Here is a 15091-nt window from a genome sequence, read left to right as displayed (position 1 = left end):
GTTCACTCCTCATCCCAAGGGGCCGTGCCTCATGCCTGGAACGAACCGCACTACGTCAGTCATCGTCGCTGGTGCCCGTACGCCCATGGGCCGACTGCTCGGCTCTCTGAAGTCCTTCTCCGGCGCGGACCTCGGCGGGTTCGCCATCAAGGCCGCCCTGGAACGGGCCGGCATCGGCGGTGACCAGGTCCAGTACGTGATCATGGGCCAGGTGCTGCAGGCGGGCGCCGGGCAGATCCCGGCTCGGCAGGCGGCTGTGAAGGCCGGCATTCCCATGGCCGTGCCCGCTCTGACCATCAACAAGGTCTGTCTGTCCGGGCTCGACGCGATCGCCCTGGCCGATCAGCTGATCCGCGCCGGTGAGTTCGACGTGGTGGTGGCCGGTGGACAGGAGTCCATGACCAACGCTCCTCACGTGCTGCCGAAGTCCCGTGACGGCTTCAAGTACGGCGCGATCGAGATGCTCGACTCCATGGCCCACGACGGGCTGACCGACTCCTTCGAAGGCATCGCGATGGGGGAGTCGACCGAGAAGCACAACACCCGGCTCGGGATCGCCCGCGGGCCGCAGGACGAGTTCGCCGCGCAGTCGCACCAGCGGGCCGCCGCCGCGCAGAAGAACGGGCTCTTCGAGGCGGAGATCACGCCCATCGAGATCCCGCAGCGCAAGGGCGACCCGGTTCTTTTCTCGAAGGACGAGGGGATCCGGCCGGAGACGACGGCGGAGTCGCTGGGGAAGCTGCGGCCCGCCTTCGCGAAGGACGGGACGATCACCGCCGGGACCGCCTCGCAAATCTCTGACGGTGCGGCCGCTGTGGTCGTGATGAGCAAGGCCAAGGCTGAGGCTCTCGGGCTTGAGTGGATCGCCGAGATCGGGGCGCACGGGAACGTGGCGGGCCCTGACAATTCCCTCCAGTCGCAGCCCTCGAACGCGATCGCGCACGCGCTGGGCAAGGAAGGGATCGGGGTTGAGGACCTCGACCTCATTGAGATCAATGAGGCTTTCGCGGCGGTTGCGGTCCAGTCAATGAAGGACCTCGGGGTGTCCCCGGAAAAGGTGAACGTCAATGGTGGTGCGATTGCCCTGGGGCATCCGATCGGGATGTCCGGTGCGCGGGTTGTGCTGCACCTCGCCCTTGAGCTGAAGCGGCGGGGCGGCGGCGTGGGCGCTGCCGCGCTGTGTGGTGGTGGCGGCCAGGGTGATGCGCTGATCATCAAGGTCGCGGGCAACTGACGCGCACGTAACCCTTCCGTAGTGCTTGATCGAGGAGCGGAGTTGTGATGCAGGACGTCCCCGAGCTGGTGGCTCAGGCGCGAGAGGGCCGGCCGCGTGCCGTTGCCCGGCTGATCTCGCTGGTCGAGGGGGCGTCCCCGCAACTGCGTGAGGTGATGGCGGCGCTGGCTCCGCTGGCCGGCAACGCGTATGTGGTGGGCCTTACGGGGTCGCCGGGGGTCGGTAAGTCCACGTCCACTTCGGCGCTGGTATCGGCGTACCGGCGGGCCGGGAAGCGGGTCGGGGTGCTGGCGGTGGACCCGTCGTCGCCGTTCAGTGGCGGGGCGCTGCTGGGGGACCGGGTGCGGATGTCCGAGCACGCGTCGGACCCGGGGGTTTACATCCGGTCCATGGCCACGCGCGGGCATCTGGGCGGGCTCGCGTGGGCGGCGCCGCAGGCCATTCGGGTGCTGGATGCGGCCGGGTGTGACGTGGTGCTGGTCGAGACGGTGGGGGTCGGGCAGTCGGAGGTGGAGATCGCCTCGCAGGCGGATACGTCTGTGGTGCTGCTGGCGCCGGGGATGGGGGACGGGATCCAGGCCGCGAAGGCGGGGATCCTGGAGATCGGTGACGTGTACGTCGTGAACAAGGCCGACCGGGACGGGGCCGACGCGACCGCGCGGGAGCTCAACCACATGCTGGGGCTCGGGGAGTCCCGGGGGCCGGGCGACTGGCGGCCGCCGATCGTGAAGACGGTGGCGGCGCGGGGCGAGGGGATCGACGAGGTCGTCGAGGCGCTGGAGAAGCACCGGGCGTGGATGGAGGAGCGCGGGGTGCTGTCCGAGCGGCGGGCGAAGCGGGCCTCGCACGAGGTCGAGACGATCGCCGTTACCGCGCTGCGGGAGCGGATCGGTGACCTGCGGGGTGACCGGCGGCTGGGGGCGCTGGCGGAGCGGATCGTTGCGGGGGAGCTTGATCCATATGCGGCGGCGGATGAGCTGGTGGCGGGGATTACGGAGGCGTAGGCGGGTCGGCTGTGGGGCGGGGGCGGGCCGCTCCGGGGGCGGTGTTCGGGACTGCATGATTTAGGCGCGATACGGTGCCGAATCGCGAAGCCCGCGCCCTGCCCACAAATCACGCTTTACGTCCCGAACACCACCCCCTGCGCGTCCCGCCCCCTCACGCCGGTGGGTGGAGTGCGGGTCGTCCTTGCCGTCCGGCGATTGAGGACCGGGGTGCGGGACGGCTAGTCGGCGTCGTTGTCGTCGTCCGCGTCGTCCCGGTCCGCGGTCACCTTCGCCGTCGTGGTGTTGACGTTCAGCTCGTGGTGCTTGCCGTCCTTGCCGTGGATTTCGACCTCCCAGGCGTGGGAGCCCTCGTCGTCGTCCAGGTCGACGGACGTCAGCGTGCCCGGCTGCGCCTTGAGGGCTGCTGCGGCCGCCTCGGTCAGGGTGACCTTCGTGTTCTGCGGAGCGCGGTCACGGTCGTCGTTGTCCGTGTGGGTGCTCACTACCTTTGCCGTCTTGGCGTCCACGTCGACGTCGTGCCACTTCGTGTCCTTGCCGAAGACGTCCATCTCCCAGACGGGCTCGTCGTCGTCGAGTTCGGCGCCGGTGACCGTGCCCGGTGTGGAGTTGACGGCCGCCGTCTTCGCCTCTTCGAGGGTGATCGTGTGCGTGCTCGGCGCCGGCTTCGTGTCGTCGGCCGAGGTGGCGAACGCCGTGGCCGTGCCGCCGCCGATGAGCAGGGCCGCAGCGGCGGTGGCAATGACGAGCTTGCGCTTCATGAGGGTTCCTCCCGAGCGGTTGGTTGCTACGGGGATCAATGCTTGCTGAGGGATGCTGAAGGCTGGCTGAAGCCTGCTGAAGGCTTCTTCAGGTTCGGTTTGCGAACCTGGGCGCATGCGCTTGTTGATCGTGGAGGACGAGAGGCGGCTCGCGGTGGCCCTGGCCAAGGGGCTCACCGCCGAGGGCTTCGCCGTGGACGTGGTGCACGACGGGCTCGAAGGGCTGCACCGGGCCGGGGAGGGCTCGTACGATCTCGTCCTTCTCGACATCATGCTGCCCGGCATGAACGGTTATCGGGTGTGTGCGGCGTTGCGGGCCGCCGGGAATGACGTGCCGATTCTGATGCTGACGGCGAAGGACGGGGAGTACGACGAGGCGGAGGGGCTCGATACGGGCGCGGATGACTATTTGACCAAGCCGTTCTCGTACGTGGTGCTCGTCGCACGGGTCAAGGCTCTGCTGCGGCGGCGGGCGAGCGCCGGGGCCTCGCCGGTGGTCGTTGTGGGGGATCTGCGGATGGATACCGGCAGTCGGCGGGTGTACGCGGGTGAGGACGAAGTCGTGCTCACCGCCAAGGAGTTCGCCGTGCTGGAGCAGTTCGCGGTACGGGCCGGTGACGTCGTCAGCAAGGCGCAGATCCTGGAGCATGTGTGGGACTTCGCGTACGACGGCGATCCGAACATCGTCGAGGTGTACGTGAGCGCCCTGCGGCGCAAGCTCGGCGCCCGCCGGATTCAGACGGTGCGCGGTGCCGGGTATCGGCTGGTGGCGGGATGAGGCGGCTCTTCGGGTCCGTACGGGCCAGGGCGGCGCTCGGGGCGACCGTGGTCGTCGCGGTGGCGCTGGTGGCGGCCGGGCTGGCCGTGCTGCTGGTGCTGCGGGCGAATCTGATCGACCAGGCCGACCTCCAGGCCGAGGTCGACGCCCAGAATGTCGCCTCGCAGGTGGCTGTGGGGCGCCCGTACGGGGGTGTGGAGTGGCCTGACGACGTGCCGGTGCAGGTCGTGGGCGATGACGGACAGGTGCTGGCCGTGAGCGAGGACCTGGAGGCGATCGAGGGGGCGGGGAGTCCCGAGGTCCGGGTCGGCGGCGGTGGGTCGGGCGAGGACGACGACGATGACGACCCCGGGCGGGGGGAAGTGTCGAGCGACGAGCCCCGGCTGTCGTCGGGGAGCGCGACGGTGGATGGCGAGCGGGCCGACTACCGGTTCGCCGCGGTTGAGGCGACGACGCCCCGGGGGCAGACCGTCACGGTGTACGCCGGTGCGCCGCTGGCCGCCGAGCAGGACGCCGTCGGGACGGTGCGGGAGGCCATGCTGATCGGGCTGCCGGCGCTGCTCGTGGTGGTGGGCGGGGTGACCTGGCTGGTGACGCGGCGGGCGCTGCGGCCCGTGGAGGGGATCAGGCGCGAGATGGCCGCGATCACCGCCTCCGAGGATCTGTCGCGGCGGGTGCCGGAGCCCGACGCGCATGACGAGGTGGCGCGGCTGGCCGTGACCACCAATGAGACGCTGGCGGCGCTGGAGGCTTCCGTGGAGCGGCAGCGGCGGTTCGTCGCCGATGCCTCGCATGAGCTGCGGAGCCCGATCGCCTCGCTGCGGACGCAACTGGAGGTGGGCGCCGCGCATCCGGAGCTGCTCGATGTGGAGGGCGCGGTGCGGGACACCGTACGGCTCCAGGGGCTGGCCGCGGATCTGTTGCTGCTGGCGCGGCTGGACGCGGGGGAGCGGCCGGGGCGGGCGCGCGTGGACCTGGGTGCGCTGGTGCGGGAGGAGGTCTCGCAGCGGACTGCCGACCGGGTGCCTGTGGTCGTCAAGGGCTCGGGCGTGTTCGACGTGGCCGGTTCGCGCGGGCAGTTGGCGCGGGTGCTCGGCAACCTGCTCGACAACGCGCAGCGGCACGCGAGGAGTTCGGTCGAAATCCGGTTGCGGGGCGTGGGTGGTGCTGTGATGGTTGAGGTCGCCGACGATGGTGCGGGGGTGCCGGTGGGGGAGCGCGAGCGGATTTTTGAGCGGTTCGTACGACTCGACGACGCCCGAACCCGCGACGACGGTGGCGCGGGACTGGGGCTGGCGATCGCCCGCGATGTGGCGACGCGGCACGGTGGCTCGTTGAGTGTGGGTGAAGGAGAGGGCGGCGGTGCTCTCTTCACGTTGCGACTGCCGGCTGCGGCTGTCTCGGCTGATTGTTGACGTTGGCGACCCGGTGCGGCATCCGTGCCGACGGACGGAGTCCGGCGCAGCGGCTCGAAGCCCGGGAGGCCCTCTGGGGCCGAGTGGTGCGAGGGGCGCGTGGGGAGTGGTCGGGCGGCGGTGCTCTCTTCACGTTGCGGCTGCCGGCTGCGGCGGCCTAGATTTTTCCTCGTCGGCCTCGGAGCTGCTCGACCACCGGGGTGAGGGCGGCCTTCATGTCGGCCAGTGCCTCGGGGGACAGCATGCCGATGAAGTGCCGGCGTACGGATTCCACGTGGTGCGGAGCGACCTGCTTCATCGTTTCGCTGCCCTGGTCCGTGAGTACGGCGTACAGGCCGCGGCGGTCGGATTCGCAGTTCTCCCTGCGGACCAGTCCCGCGTTCTCCATGCGGGTGATCTGGTGGGAGAGCCGGCTCTTGGACTGGAGGGTGGCTGCCGCCAGGTCGCTCATCCGCAGCCGGCGCTCCTGCGACTCCGAAAGATTGACCAGGATCTCGTAGTCGTTGATCGTCAGCCCGTACGGCTGAAGATCCTTTTCGAGCTGATAGGTCAGCAGCCTGTTGGCGTCCAGGTAGGTCCGCCAGGCGCACTGTTCGGCATCGGTCAGCCAGGGGGTGGCCGTCTCGGTCTCCATGTATGGATTCTACCTAAGAAGTTGAATGCTGGACGAAGTCTACGGAATGTGACGCTCGGCACCCAACAAGGGTGCAGACGTTCGACGTCACACTCCGCAGACTACCGCTCACAGCCCGAAGCGACGCGTGAGGTCCCCCAGCTGACCGGGAAGACGCGGTGCGCCCCCCTGCTGACCCTGCCCCCCACCATGCCCGCCGGGCACCCCCGCCTGGGACGGGACGGCGCCCGTGGCCTGCTCGGCCATGAGGAGTTCGGTGGACTGGAGCAGCACGGTGCCGGCCCCGACGAACTCGAACTGGTGCTCCTCGCCCGACGTACCGCCGATGCCGGTCAGTGACCTGATCCCGCCCATGACGCCCGCCATGTACTGGTGGTCGTAGTGGTGGCACGGGGACGGGCAGTCCGCCCAGCCCACCAGGGCCTGCGGGTCCACGCGGATCGGCGGCTCCATGAAGACCACCGGGCCGTTCGACGCCGCCACGAACTTTCCGGTACCGATGAGGGTGAGGAAGCCGGGGACGATCGACTGCTTGAGCGCGAGCGTCGGTTCGTACGCCAGAAGGTTGCCGGAGCGGATCGTGAGGTTGCCGTTGTCGAGGTCGAAGCTGTTGACGTCGAAGGCGCGGTCCGCGAGCAGCATCTTGCCCTGGCCCTCCGCCACCACCCAGTCGCTCGCGTGCAGCGGCGAGTGGAAGCTGGTGCGCAGGAGGCGGTCGAAGCGGCCGTGGCCGATGCCGTTGAAGTCGATGCGCCCGTAATAGGCGATCATCTTCCCCTTCTGCAGGAACCACTGGCTCCCCTTGAGCTCCACGCAGAAGGTGTACGGATTGACGTTGTCGTCGGACGGGAGCGTGTGCGGGTCGAAGACGACATGGCCTGCGGGCATGGGGGTCGTCATAGCTTTTCCTCCGAGGCCTGTACGTACACCGCGCCGCTGCCGGACAGCTCCAGCTGGAACGCCTCGCCCGAACCGCGCCCCACCATGTCGCGCCAGCCGAGGGCGGTGGAGAGCTTGTTGCGTACGTCGCCGTGGTGCGCGACGTACGCCTGCGGGTCGACGTGAATCGGCCGCTGGGGTGTGATGGGGATCTCGATCACTCCGCCGTGCGCCATGACCGCCACCGCGCCGTGGCCCTTGAGCGTGGTGGTGAACAGGCCCTGGCCGGTCACCTGGCCGCGCACCATGCCCATGACGCCGCCCTGGGAGCCCATGAACATCGTGCCCTGGGTGAGGGTTCCGTCAAAGGCGAGGAGGCGGTCCGCCTCGACGCAGAGGGTGTCGCCGGTGAGGTTGATCACCTGGATGTGGTGGCCCCCGTGACCGAACATGACCGTCCCGGAGCCCTCGACCGTCATGAGCGGGGTCGACTCGTTCGCGACCCGGCGGCCGATCATGGACATCACACCGCCCTGGCCGCCCTGGATGTTCGGCGTGAAGGAGACGTCGCCCTGGTACGCCAGCATCGCGCCGCGCTGGCTGAACATCTTCTGGCCGGGCGCGACCCGCGCCTCGACCATGCGGGAGTTGATCTCGCGGAACGGCATCAGACGTCGCCCCCGACGGTGTTGCGCTCGCTCGGCTGCACGTAGACGAGACCCTCGCCCTCGAAACGGATCTGGAACGCCTCGCCCGAGCCCTCGCCGATGAGCGTGCGGAAGTTGACGCCCGACTGGAAGTGCTGCTGGAGGTTGCCCTGGTGGGCGATGTACGCGCCGGGGTCCACCTGGAGTGGGTACTGGGCCGAGACGCGCAGGACGACCGCCGGGCCGTCCGACATGATCGCCGCCTGGCCGGTGCCTTCCACGGTCGTGGTGAACAGGCCGTTGCCGGTCGCGCCGCCGCGCAGCCCGGTGAAGGAGGTGCCGGTGCGCAGGCCCGCGTCCGTACACAGGAGATTGCTGGATTCGACGTACAGCTTGTCGCCGTGGAGAGAGACGAGGTTGATCTCGCTCGCCCGGTCGGCGAAATAGCACGTGCCGTGGCCCTTCACCTCCATCACGGTCATCTGCTCACCGGTCAGGCGGCGGGTCACCATGCCGCGCACGCCCTCACCGCCGCCGGACATCTTCTTGAAGGCCATCTGGCCGTCGTACGCGACCATCGAGCCGTTTTTAGCTTTGACGGCGTCGCCGGTCATGTCGACGGCGAGCACCTTGCTGCCTTGGAGTCGGAACTGAGCCACGTGAGTGACGGTATCCCGTGACCCCGACCCTGATAAAGGGCAGGAGGAGGGGGCTGCCACAATGGGGTGCGAGCTTGTGCACGCGTTCACAAGATCAATGACAGTTTCCGCGACGACGAAGGTTGCCCCTCCGTGGACATCAAGACCGCTTCCGCACTCCGCCGCCTCCGCCTGGTTTCCGCACCCGAGGCGGTCTCCTTCCTGCTGCTGCTCGTCTGCTCGGTGCTCAAGCGCACGACGGAATTCAACGCGGTCCCCGTCATGGGTGCGATCCACGGTGTGCTCTTCATCCTGTACGTCCTCTTCTGGGCCGACGCCTGGAACCGGACCAAGTGGCCGCTGAAGACCGCCGTCTTCTACTTCGTCATGTCCGTCCTGCCGACCGGCGGCTTCTTCGCCGACAAGCGCCTCAAGCGTGAGGCCGAGGACGCGGTCATCGCCGGCCGCGCCCGCCAGGAGAGCGTGGTCAAGGGATGATCGTCGCCTTCTCCGTCAGCCCACTGGGGGTGGGCGAGGACGTCGGGGAGTACGTCGCCGACGCGGTGCGCGTGGTCCGGGAGTCCGGGCTGCCGAACCGTACCGACGCGATGTTCACCTCGATCGAGGGTGAGTGGGACGAGGTGATGGACGTCGTCAAGCGCGCCGTCGCCGCCGTCGAGGCCCGCGCCCCGCGGGTGTCGCTGGTCCTGAAGGCCGACATCCGGCCCGGTGTCACCGACGGCCTGACCTCCAAGGTCGAGACGGTGGAGCGCCATCTGGGTGCCTGATCCGGCGCCCGGTCATGTCGTGACCTGATGTGCCGACAGCCCCCCACCGCCATGGCGCGGTCGGGGGCTTCGTCGTTCAAACGGCCGGACGCCAAAAACCGCCCGCTCGGACGACCCGGTTCGACACGCCGCCAAATGTCCCCTTATGTGGGGGTATCGAACGCCCTCGACTGCGGGAGGCACAGTGCGGCCGGACGGCTACGACTACGACACCCACAGCCGGCTCGCCGGGCCGATGACCGATCCTGGCACCGGCGCGTACCGGGTTCAGTACCGGAGTCTGATGGCGCAGGAACCGCACCGAATACGCGCCGTCCTGCTGATGACGCTGGCTCCGCTGCTCTCGGCGCTCCTGCTGGTCTACCTCGTCTGGCCCACCCACTGGACCGAACGCGAGGGTGGCGACCGCTGGCTGATCCAGCTGGACCGGGTGATGCTGGTCTCGATCGGCCTGATCATGTTCTTCATGCTGGTCAACGTGGTGTCGATCGCACACGCCACGATGGTCGCCAGGGACCCGGTGCCGGTGCCACCCGAGCCGGGAACCCGGGTCGCGTTCCTCACGACGTACGTACCGGGCAAGGAAGCCCTCTCCATGGTACGGGCCACGCTCGAAGGCGCGGTCGGGCTCCGGCACGACGGGCCGCTCGACATCTGGCTCCTCGACGAGGGCAACGACGAGCAGGCCCGGGCACTCTGCGCGGAGTTGGGCGTACGCCACTTCACGCGCAACGGCGTACCGGAGTGGAACACCAAGAAGGGCCCGCACCGGGCGAAGACCAAGCACGGCAACTACAACGCCTGGCTGGCCATGCACGGCGACGCCTACGACTTCTTCGCCTCCGTCGACACCGACCATGTGCCGCTCCCCAACTTCCTGGAGCGGATGCTCGGTTACTTCCGTGACCCGGACATCGCCTTCGTCGTCGGGCCGCAGGTGTACGGCAACTACGAGAAGGGCGTCACCAAGGCCGCGGAGTCGCAGCAGTTCCTTTTCCACGCCCTGATCCAGCGCGCCGGCAACCGCTATGGCGCGCCCATGTTCGTCGGCACCAACAACGTCGTACGCGTCAAGGCCCTCAAGCAGGTCGGCGGCCTGTACGACTCCATCACCGAGGACATGGCCACCGGCTTCGAGCTGCACCGCAGGAAGAACCGCGAGACCGGGCGGTTCTGGCGGTCCGTCTACACCCCGGACGTGCTGGCGGTCGGAGAGGGCCCGGCCTCCTGGACCGACTTCTTCACCCAGCAGCTGCGGTGGTCGCGCGGGACGTACGAGACGCTGTTCAAGCAGTTCTGGAAGGCGCCGCTGCGGGTGCCGCCGGGCCGGCTCCTCACGTACTCGCTGATGCTCGTCTACTACCCGATGACCGCCGTCAACTGGCTGCTCGGCATCCTCAGCTGCGTCCTGTTCCTGTGGTTCGGGGCCTCCGGCACCCAGGTGTCGTCGTCGGTGTGGCTGATGCTCTACAGCGACGCGGCGGCCCTCCAGATCGGGCTGTATCTGTGGAACAGGCGGCACAATGTCTCGCCGCACGAGCCGGAAGGCTCGGGCGGTCTGGCCGGCATGGCGATGTCCGCGCTCTGCGCGCCGATCTACGCCAAGTCGCTGGGCTCGGCTGTGCTGCGCACCCGGGGCAGGTTCGTGGTCACGCCCAAGGGCGGCGAGGCGAGCCCCGACCGGCTGCTGACCTTCCGCATCCATCTGTTCTGGGCGGCTGTGCTGATCGGCTCCCTGATCGCCTCCTTCCACCTCGGTCACACGCATGCGGCGATGCGCACCTGGGCCGTACTGGCGCTGGTCATCGCGCTCTCGCCGGTCGCTGTGTGGTGCTGGACCTCGGCGCGGGAGCGCCGCGCCGCGGCCAAGGCCGTCAGGCCCGCCAAGGCGGCGGGGGCCGGCAGCACCGTGCCGGGTGAGGAGCCGGAGCCCGCGTTCGCCACGACGACCGGAGGGAACTGACCCATGGCCTACCGGCCGACGAAGAAGTTCAAGAAGACGCTGCTGGGCGGCGGAGCTGTCGTCGTGCTCGCCGGGCTCAACGCGCCGGCGGCGCTGACCTTCGCCGAGGAGAAGTACCACGCGTACAAGATCGCCCAGCCGGGCTACAAGGCGCAGTACGGGTCCTGGTCGACCGTCGACATTCCGGAGGAATACCGTACGAACGCGATTCACGCGGCCCTGCTCAACAGCGGGAAAGTGCTCATCATCGCGGGCTCGGGCAACGAGGAGGAGAAGTTCGACGAGGGCACCTTCGAGACCGTCCTGTGGGACCCGAAGGACAACTCCTTCAAGCTGGTCCCCACCCCCGAGGACTTCTTCTGCGCCGGGCACGCCCAACTCCCCGACGGACGACTGCTGGTGGCGGGCGGCACCGCGCGCTACGAGGTGCTGGGCGACAAGGTCATGCGGGCCGGCGGCGGAATGCGCGTCAAGAACGAGAACCCGGACAAGGCCATCACCTTCAAGAAAGGCACCCGGTTCCGCTCGCCGTCCGGAGTGGTGTACGTGTCGAAGTTCGACGTGACCGTGCCGAAGGCCAAGCGGGACTTCAAGATCTCGTACGCCAAGAGCGGGCGCATGCTGCCCTGGAAGACCACGGTCAAGGCAGCGGAGGCACGGGTCTTCGTCGAGGCGGTGGAGGACGGGCCGAAGGCTGTCACGAAGCAGTCCGCGCAGTACGAGATAGAAGGGCTGAAGGGGGAGGACGCCGACAACGCGTACGGGCTCGCCGAAGCGATAACCATGGACAAGCAGGACTTCCAGGGGATCAGGGCGGCGTACGAGTTCGACCCGAAGGCGGAGAAGTACATACCCGTCGACCCGATGAAGGAGGCGCGCTGGTATCCGACGCTGGTCACCCTCCAGGACGGCAAGGTGCTCGCCGTCTCCGGGCTCGACGACGTCGGCGCGATCCTCGCGGGCGACAACGAGTACTACGACCCGAAGACGAAGAAGTGGTCGAAGGCGCCCTTCCGGTACTTCCCGACGTACCCGGCGCTCTTCCTCACCAAGGGCGGCAAGCTCTTTTACTCCGGGGCGAACGCCGGCTACGGGCCGGCCGACAAGGGCCGCGAGCCCGGCATCTGGGACCTGGAGAAGAACACCTTCAAGAAGGTCGGCGGGCTTACGGATCTCGACCAGACGGAGACCGCCGCCTCACTGGTGCTGCCGCCCGCGCAGGACCAGCGGGTGATGATCCTGGGGGGCGGGGGAGTCGGCGAGTCGGACAAGGCGACCGGCCGTACGGCGATCATCGACCTGGACGAGGAAAGTCCGGTGTTCGAGCGCGGTCCGCAACTCCCGCAGGGGACAAGGTACTTGAACAGCGTGATCATGCCGGACGACACCATTTTCACCAGCGGTGGCTCGACGGACTACCGGGGCCGCGGCGCCAGCAACATCCTCAAGGCGCAGTTCTACGACCCGAAGACGAACGCCTTCAAGGAGGCGGCCGATCCGACGGTGGGCCGCAACTACCACTCCGAGGCGTTGCTGCTGCCGGACGGCCGGGTGGTGACCTTCGGATCGGATTCGTTGTTCGGCGACAAGGACAACACCAAGCTCGGCAAGTTCGAGCAGCGGATGGAGGTCTATACGCCGCCGTACCTCTTCCGGGACAAGGCGCTGCGTCCGGCGCTGGGTGCGGGGCCGCGCGAGCTGGGCGCGTCGGGGAGGGCGACGTACAAGACCGCGCATCCGGAGCGGATCGCGCGGGCCAGGCTGATGCGGCCGAGCGCGGTCACGCATACGACGGATGTCGAGCAGCGCTCGATCGAGCTCGGACTGAAGAAGGGCAGGGGCGAGGTGACGGTGGAGGTGCCGGGCGACAAGTCGCTGGTGCCGCCCGGCTGGTACATGCTCTTCGTCACGGACAGCGAGGGGACGCCGTCGGAGGCGAAGTGGATCCACGTGCGGTGAGTTTGCTGACTCAGGCCTTGGCGCGGCGGGCGAGGCCGAGGGCGTAATCCGGCCACCAGGTGCCGGCCGCCGGGCCGCCGCGGCACTCGCCGTCCGAGTCGCCCGGCCGCTTGATCCACAGGTACGCGTCGAGCAGTGGGACGCCGGTGCGGTCGCTGGGCGGCGTACCGAGGGCGCGGCCGGTGGGGTTGCACCAGGCGTCGGTGCGGCCGCCGGAGAGCGGGCCGTTGCCGTTGCGGCTGCTGTCGATCACGAAGTGGGTGCCGCCGAGGAGGGTGGAGAGCTGGGCGCCGAACGCTTTGACGGCGTCGTCCGTCTGGAAGTTGGAGACGTTGAGCGAGATGCCGTCGGCCCGGTCGACACCGGCCCGCTTGAGGGGCTCGACGAGCTTGCCGGGGTCGTCGATCCAGGCGGGATTGCCGGCGTCGACGTACACCTTGGTCTTCGGCTGCTGTTTGAGCCGGTCGACGGCTTCGGAGAGGAGTTCGGTGCGCTCGTCGTGCTCTTCGGGCGGGGTGCAGCCGTCCACGATGTGGGGTACGGCGTCGGGTTCGAGGATGACGATGGCCGGGGCGGAGCCGATGCTGTCGGCGAACGAGCCGATCCAGCGGCGGTAGGTGTCGCCGTCGGCGGCGCCGCCGGCGGAGTGCTGGCCGCAGTCGCGGTGCGGGATGTTGTACGCGACGAGTACGAGGGTGCTGCCGTCCTTGGCGGCGCCGCGTACGGCGTTCCTGATGCCGGGGGCCGGGTCGTCCCCGGCGGGCCAGTCGGCGACCGGGCGCTCGGAGATACGCCGCAGAATGTCGGCGTCGGCGGTGCGGCCCTGGGCGTCCCAGGCCTTGACCTGGCGGGCGGCGTCGCTTTCCGGGTCGACCCAGTAGGGGGAGGAGTCGCGGTTCTGGGCCTGGTTCGCCGGCGCGGCGGATCCCTCCGGCCGAGGTCCAGCCTCCGACCCGGAACTGCTGGAGCAGCCGGCGGTGGTGAGCGCGAGGACGGCGATGGCTGCGGCGGTGAGCGAGCGGGTCGGTCTGCGGCCGGACATCCAGCCCCCTTGGACGGTTCGACTGGGCGACTAGGTGGACCGGGCAATCGTTGCATAGTGCGCATATCGCCTCGGGCTGCGACACCGGCCGGTGCGGGGCGGAGGGGTGGGGTGCGGGTGCGGTGCGGGTTGCCTGCGGCGCTGTTCCCCTACCCGCCCCTTCCCGTAACTGGGGCAAGCCCCAGCCCCCAGACGCACAGACGCCCTTCGGGCGTGTCCTCAAACGCCGGACGGGCTGAAGGTTGCCGCAACGCGGCACTATCCAGCCCCTCCGGCGTTTGAGGAGCGGGGTCTGGGGCGGAGCCCCAGCTACGGTGCTGCCGACAGCGCGATACCCAGCGGCGTGCGCTCGTACAGCACCTGGTGGCCGTACCGGCGCGACACCACCAGCCCCGAACCCCGCAGCACCGACAAATGCTCCGACACCGTCGACCGCGCCAGCCCCAACCCGTGCGCCAGCGCAGACGTCGACGCCGGTTCGTCCAGCGCGCACAGCACATCCGCCCGCCCCCGCCCCAGCAACCGCGCCAGCGACTCCGGCGTACGCTCCGCCGCCCGCGTCCACAGCCCGCCGATCCCGCGCGCCGGATACGCGACGGTCGGCTGCCACGGCGGGTCGAAACCGCTCACCACCTCCGGCCAGCAGAACACGCTCGGCATCAGCACCAGCCCCTGGCCACCGAGCGTCCGCTCGTGCTCGCCGGGCCGGTCGATCGTGAGCGTGAGCGCGCGGCCGTCGCCCGACCACGCGAGCCGCGGGTTCAGCTCCCCCAGCAGCCCCTCCAGGCCCACCTCCGCCAGCCGCCGCGAATGGAACGCCACATCCGCCTCCAGCAGCGCGCGCAGCCGAGGCCAGTCCGGCTCCACCAGGGCGCGCCACGCCCGCTCCAGCAGCTCGGCCATCTCCCGCACGGCGCGCGCCGGGTCCGCGAGCATCGCCCGCCCCGCCGGGCTGTCCGGCGCTCCCGGCGTACACGCCAGCGACTGCGCGATGTCCTCCCGCGCGGCCACCGGATCGGCCGCCCGTACGGCCGCGATCTCCTCCTCGAAGGTGGCCGACGGCCCGATCGGCGGCGGCCCGAGACAGTCCGGGGTGTGCCCGCGCTGCGGCATCAGCAGCCACAGCGGCGTGAGGTCGAGACCGGCGGTGGCCTCGCGGATGCGGCGCAGCCAGGGCAGTTGGTAGCCGTGCCGCTCGGGCCGCGCGAGCGTCCGTACCGCCTCCTGGGTCTCCCAGAGCGGCGAGACAGCGAACCGGCAGCGGAGCAGATCGGCTTCGCTGAAGTGCAGTCGGTACGCCATGGCTCTCCCGTACGGTCCCGGTCCGGCCACAACATTCGGCGGCAGCC

The 15091-nt window shown here is 69.4% G+C and carries 15 protein-coding genes; 8 read left to right on the top strand and 7 right to left on the bottom strand.

The features are described from left to right. The first annotated feature begins 31 nt into the window (after positions 1–31). Together ABZX79_RS26070 and meaB are read left to right on the top strand one after the other, a co-directional pair. Positions 32–1234: an acetyl-CoA C-acetyltransferase gene (locus ABZX79_RS26070; protein WP_355262363.1), complete on the top strand. Its 1203-nt coding sequence runs from the start codon at positions 32–34 to the stop codon at positions 1232–1234. Between the two features lie 47 nt (positions 1235–1281). Further along, positions 1282–2238 (top strand): methylmalonyl Co-A mutase-associated GTPase MeaB, encoded by a 957-nt coding sequence (meaB, locus tag ABZX79_RS26065; protein ID WP_355262360.1) that lies wholly within the window; start codon positions 1282–1284, stop codon positions 2236–2238. A 221-nt stretch (positions 2239–2459) separates the two neighbouring features. Here the strand turns inward: meaB and ABZX79_RS26060 are convergent, their stop codons facing one another. Continuing rightward, positions 2460–2999: a PepSY domain-containing protein gene (locus tag ABZX79_RS26060; protein ID WP_355262357.1), complete on the bottom strand. Its 540-nt coding sequence runs from the start codon at positions 2997–2999 to the stop codon at positions 2460–2462. 115 nt (positions 3000–3114) lie between these two features. Between ABZX79_RS26060 and ABZX79_RS26055 the strand changes: the two genes are divergently transcribed. Both ABZX79_RS26055 and ABZX79_RS26050 read left to right on the top strand, forming a co-directional pair. After that, entirely contained in the window at positions 3115–3777 is a 663-nt protein-coding gene (locus ABZX79_RS26055) for a response regulator transcription factor (RefSeq protein ID WP_355262354.1), read from the top strand. Continuing rightward, positions 3774–5192: a HAMP domain-containing sensor histidine kinase gene (locus ABZX79_RS26050; protein ID WP_355262351.1), complete on the top strand. Its 1419-nt coding sequence runs from the start codon at positions 3774–3776 to the stop codon at positions 5190–5192. The genes ABZX79_RS26055 and ABZX79_RS26050 overlap by 4 nt, the downstream gene beginning before the upstream one ends. 157 nt (positions 5193–5349) lie before the next feature. Here ABZX79_RS26050 and ABZX79_RS26045 read toward each other — a convergent pair whose 3' ends face one another. The 4 genes from ABZX79_RS26045 to ABZX79_RS26030 all read right to left on the bottom strand — a co-directional run bounded on the left by ABZX79_RS26045 (position 5350) and on the right by ABZX79_RS26030 (position 8011). Further along, a complete protein-coding gene (locus ABZX79_RS26045; RefSeq protein WP_355262348.1) occupies positions 5350–5826 on the bottom strand; it encodes a MarR family transcriptional regulator in 477 nt (158 codons plus the stop codon). 108 nt (positions 5827–5934) lie between these two features. Beyond that, positions 5935–6726 carry an AIM24 family protein gene (locus ABZX79_RS26040; protein WP_355262345.1) on the bottom strand — a complete coding sequence of 264 codons (792 nt, stop codon included), beginning with the start codon at positions 6724–6726 and terminating at the stop codon, positions 5935–5937. Next, the gene (locus ABZX79_RS26035) at positions 6723–7373 is read right to left on the bottom strand and encodes an AIM24 family protein (protein ID WP_215136840.1); all 651 of its coding nucleotides are present in this window, start codon (positions 7371–7373) and stop codon (positions 6723–6725) included. The genes ABZX79_RS26040 and ABZX79_RS26035 overlap by 4 nt, the downstream gene beginning before the upstream one ends. Further along, a complete protein-coding gene (locus ABZX79_RS26030) occupies positions 7373–8011 on the bottom strand; it encodes an AIM24 family protein (RefSeq protein WP_069926880.1) in 639 nt (212 codons plus the stop codon). The genes ABZX79_RS26035 and ABZX79_RS26030 overlap by 1 nt, the downstream gene beginning before the upstream one ends. A gap of 132 nt (positions 8012–8143) precedes the next feature. Here ABZX79_RS26030 and ABZX79_RS26025 point away from each other — a divergent pair, with 132 nt between their 5' ends. The 4 genes from ABZX79_RS26025 (at position 8144) to ABZX79_RS26010 (ending at position 12700) form a co-directional block, all read left to right on the top strand. Then, positions 8144–8488: a DUF3817 domain-containing protein gene (locus tag ABZX79_RS26025; protein ID WP_355262341.1), complete on the top strand. Its 345-nt coding sequence runs from the start codon at positions 8144–8146 to the stop codon at positions 8486–8488. Next, entirely contained in the window at positions 8485–8778 is a 294-nt protein-coding gene (locus tag ABZX79_RS26020; protein ID WP_214899393.1) for an MTH1187 family thiamine-binding protein, read from the top strand. The genes ABZX79_RS26025 and ABZX79_RS26020 overlap by 4 nt, the downstream gene beginning before the upstream one ends. A 145-nt stretch (positions 8779–8923) precedes the next feature. Then, a complete protein-coding gene (locus ABZX79_RS26015) occupies positions 8924–10741 on the top strand; it encodes a cellulose synthase catalytic subunit (protein ID WP_355262338.1) in 1818 nt (605 codons plus the stop codon). A gap of 3 nt (positions 10742–10744) precedes the next feature. Further along, the gene (locus ABZX79_RS26010) at positions 10745–12700 is read left to right on the top strand and encodes a galactose oxidase-like domain-containing protein (protein ID WP_355262336.1); all 1956 of its coding nucleotides are present in this window, start codon (positions 10745–10747) and stop codon (positions 12698–12700) included. A gap of 10 nt (positions 12701–12710) precedes the next feature. On the opposite strand, the gene ABZX79_RS26005 is transcribed toward ABZX79_RS26010, so the two are convergent. Together ABZX79_RS26005 and ABZX79_RS26000 are read right to left on the bottom strand one after the other, a co-directional pair. Next, positions 12711–13742, bottom strand: a complete 1032-nt coding sequence (locus tag ABZX79_RS26005) for a glycoside hydrolase family 6 protein (protein ID WP_355262333.1) — start codon at positions 13740–13742, stop codon at positions 12711–12713. A gap of 309 nt (positions 13743–14051) precedes the next feature. Beyond that, complete coding sequence (locus ABZX79_RS26000; protein ID WP_355262330.1) at positions 14052–15044, bottom strand: DUF5937 family protein; 993 nt, start codon at positions 15042–15044, stop codon at positions 14052–14054. Positions 15045–15091 lie beyond the last annotated feature (47 nt).

It is taken from the genome of Streptomyces sp. NPDC002994 (genome assembly GCF_040611155.1).
Classification (GTDB): domain Bacteria; phylum Actinomycetota; class Actinomycetes; order Streptomycetales; family Streptomycetaceae; genus Streptomyces.
Note: the sequence above shows the minus strand (reverse complement) of the source record. Positions and strands in the feature narration are given on the sequence as shown.

What these genes read in the sequence shown, in the direction of transcription:
- meaB (WP_355262360.1), top strand. Translation starts at nt 1,282, where the DNA reads ATGCAGGACGTCCCCGAGCTGGTGGCTCAGGCGCGAGAGGGCCGGCCG.
- ABZX79_RS26005 (WP_355262333.1), bottom strand. Translation starts at nt 13,742, where the DNA reads ATGTCCGGCCGCAGACCGACCCGCTCGCTCACCGCCGCAGCCATCGCC.
- ABZX79_RS26010 (WP_355262336.1), top strand. Translation starts at nt 10,745, where the DNA reads ATGGCCTACCGGCCGACGAAGAAGTTCAAGAAGACGCTGCTGGGCGGC.
- ABZX79_RS26060 (WP_355262357.1), bottom strand. Translation starts at nt 2,999, where the DNA reads ATGAAGCGCAAGCTCGTCATTGCCACCGCCGCTGCGGCCCTGCTCATC.
- ABZX79_RS26035 (WP_215136840.1), bottom strand. Translation starts at nt 7,373, where the DNA reads ATGCCGTTCCGCGAGATCAACTCCCGCATGGTCGAGGCGCGGGTCGCG.
- ABZX79_RS26055 (WP_355262354.1), top strand. Translation starts at nt 3,115, where the DNA reads ATGCGCTTGTTGATCGTGGAGGACGAGAGGCGGCTCGCGGTGGCCCTG.
- ABZX79_RS26020 (WP_214899393.1), top strand. Translation starts at nt 8,485, where the DNA reads ATGATCGTCGCCTTCTCCGTCAGCCCACTGGGGGTGGGCGAGGACGTC.
- ABZX79_RS26045 (WP_355262348.1), bottom strand. Translation starts at nt 5,826, where the DNA reads ATGGAGACCGAGACGGCCACCCCCTGGCTGACCGATGCCGAACAGTGC.
- ABZX79_RS26000 (WP_355262330.1), bottom strand. Translation starts at nt 15,044, where the DNA reads ATGGCGTACCGACTGCACTTCAGCGAAGCCGATCTGCTCCGCTGCCGG.
- ABZX79_RS26040 (WP_355262345.1), bottom strand. Translation starts at nt 6,726, where the DNA reads ATGACGACCCCCATGCCCGCAGGCCATGTCGTCTTCGACCCGCACACG.
- ABZX79_RS26050 (WP_355262351.1), top strand. Translation starts at nt 3,774, where the DNA reads ATGAGGCGGCTCTTCGGGTCCGTACGGGCCAGGGCGGCGCTCGGGGCG.
- ABZX79_RS26015 (WP_355262338.1), top strand. Translation starts at nt 8,924, where the DNA reads ATGTGGGGGTATCGAACGCCCTCGACTGCGGGAGGCACAGTGCGGCCG.
- ABZX79_RS26070 (WP_355262363.1), top strand. Translation starts at nt 32, where the DNA reads ATGCCTGGAACGAACCGCACTACGTCAGTCATCGTCGCTGGTGCCCGT.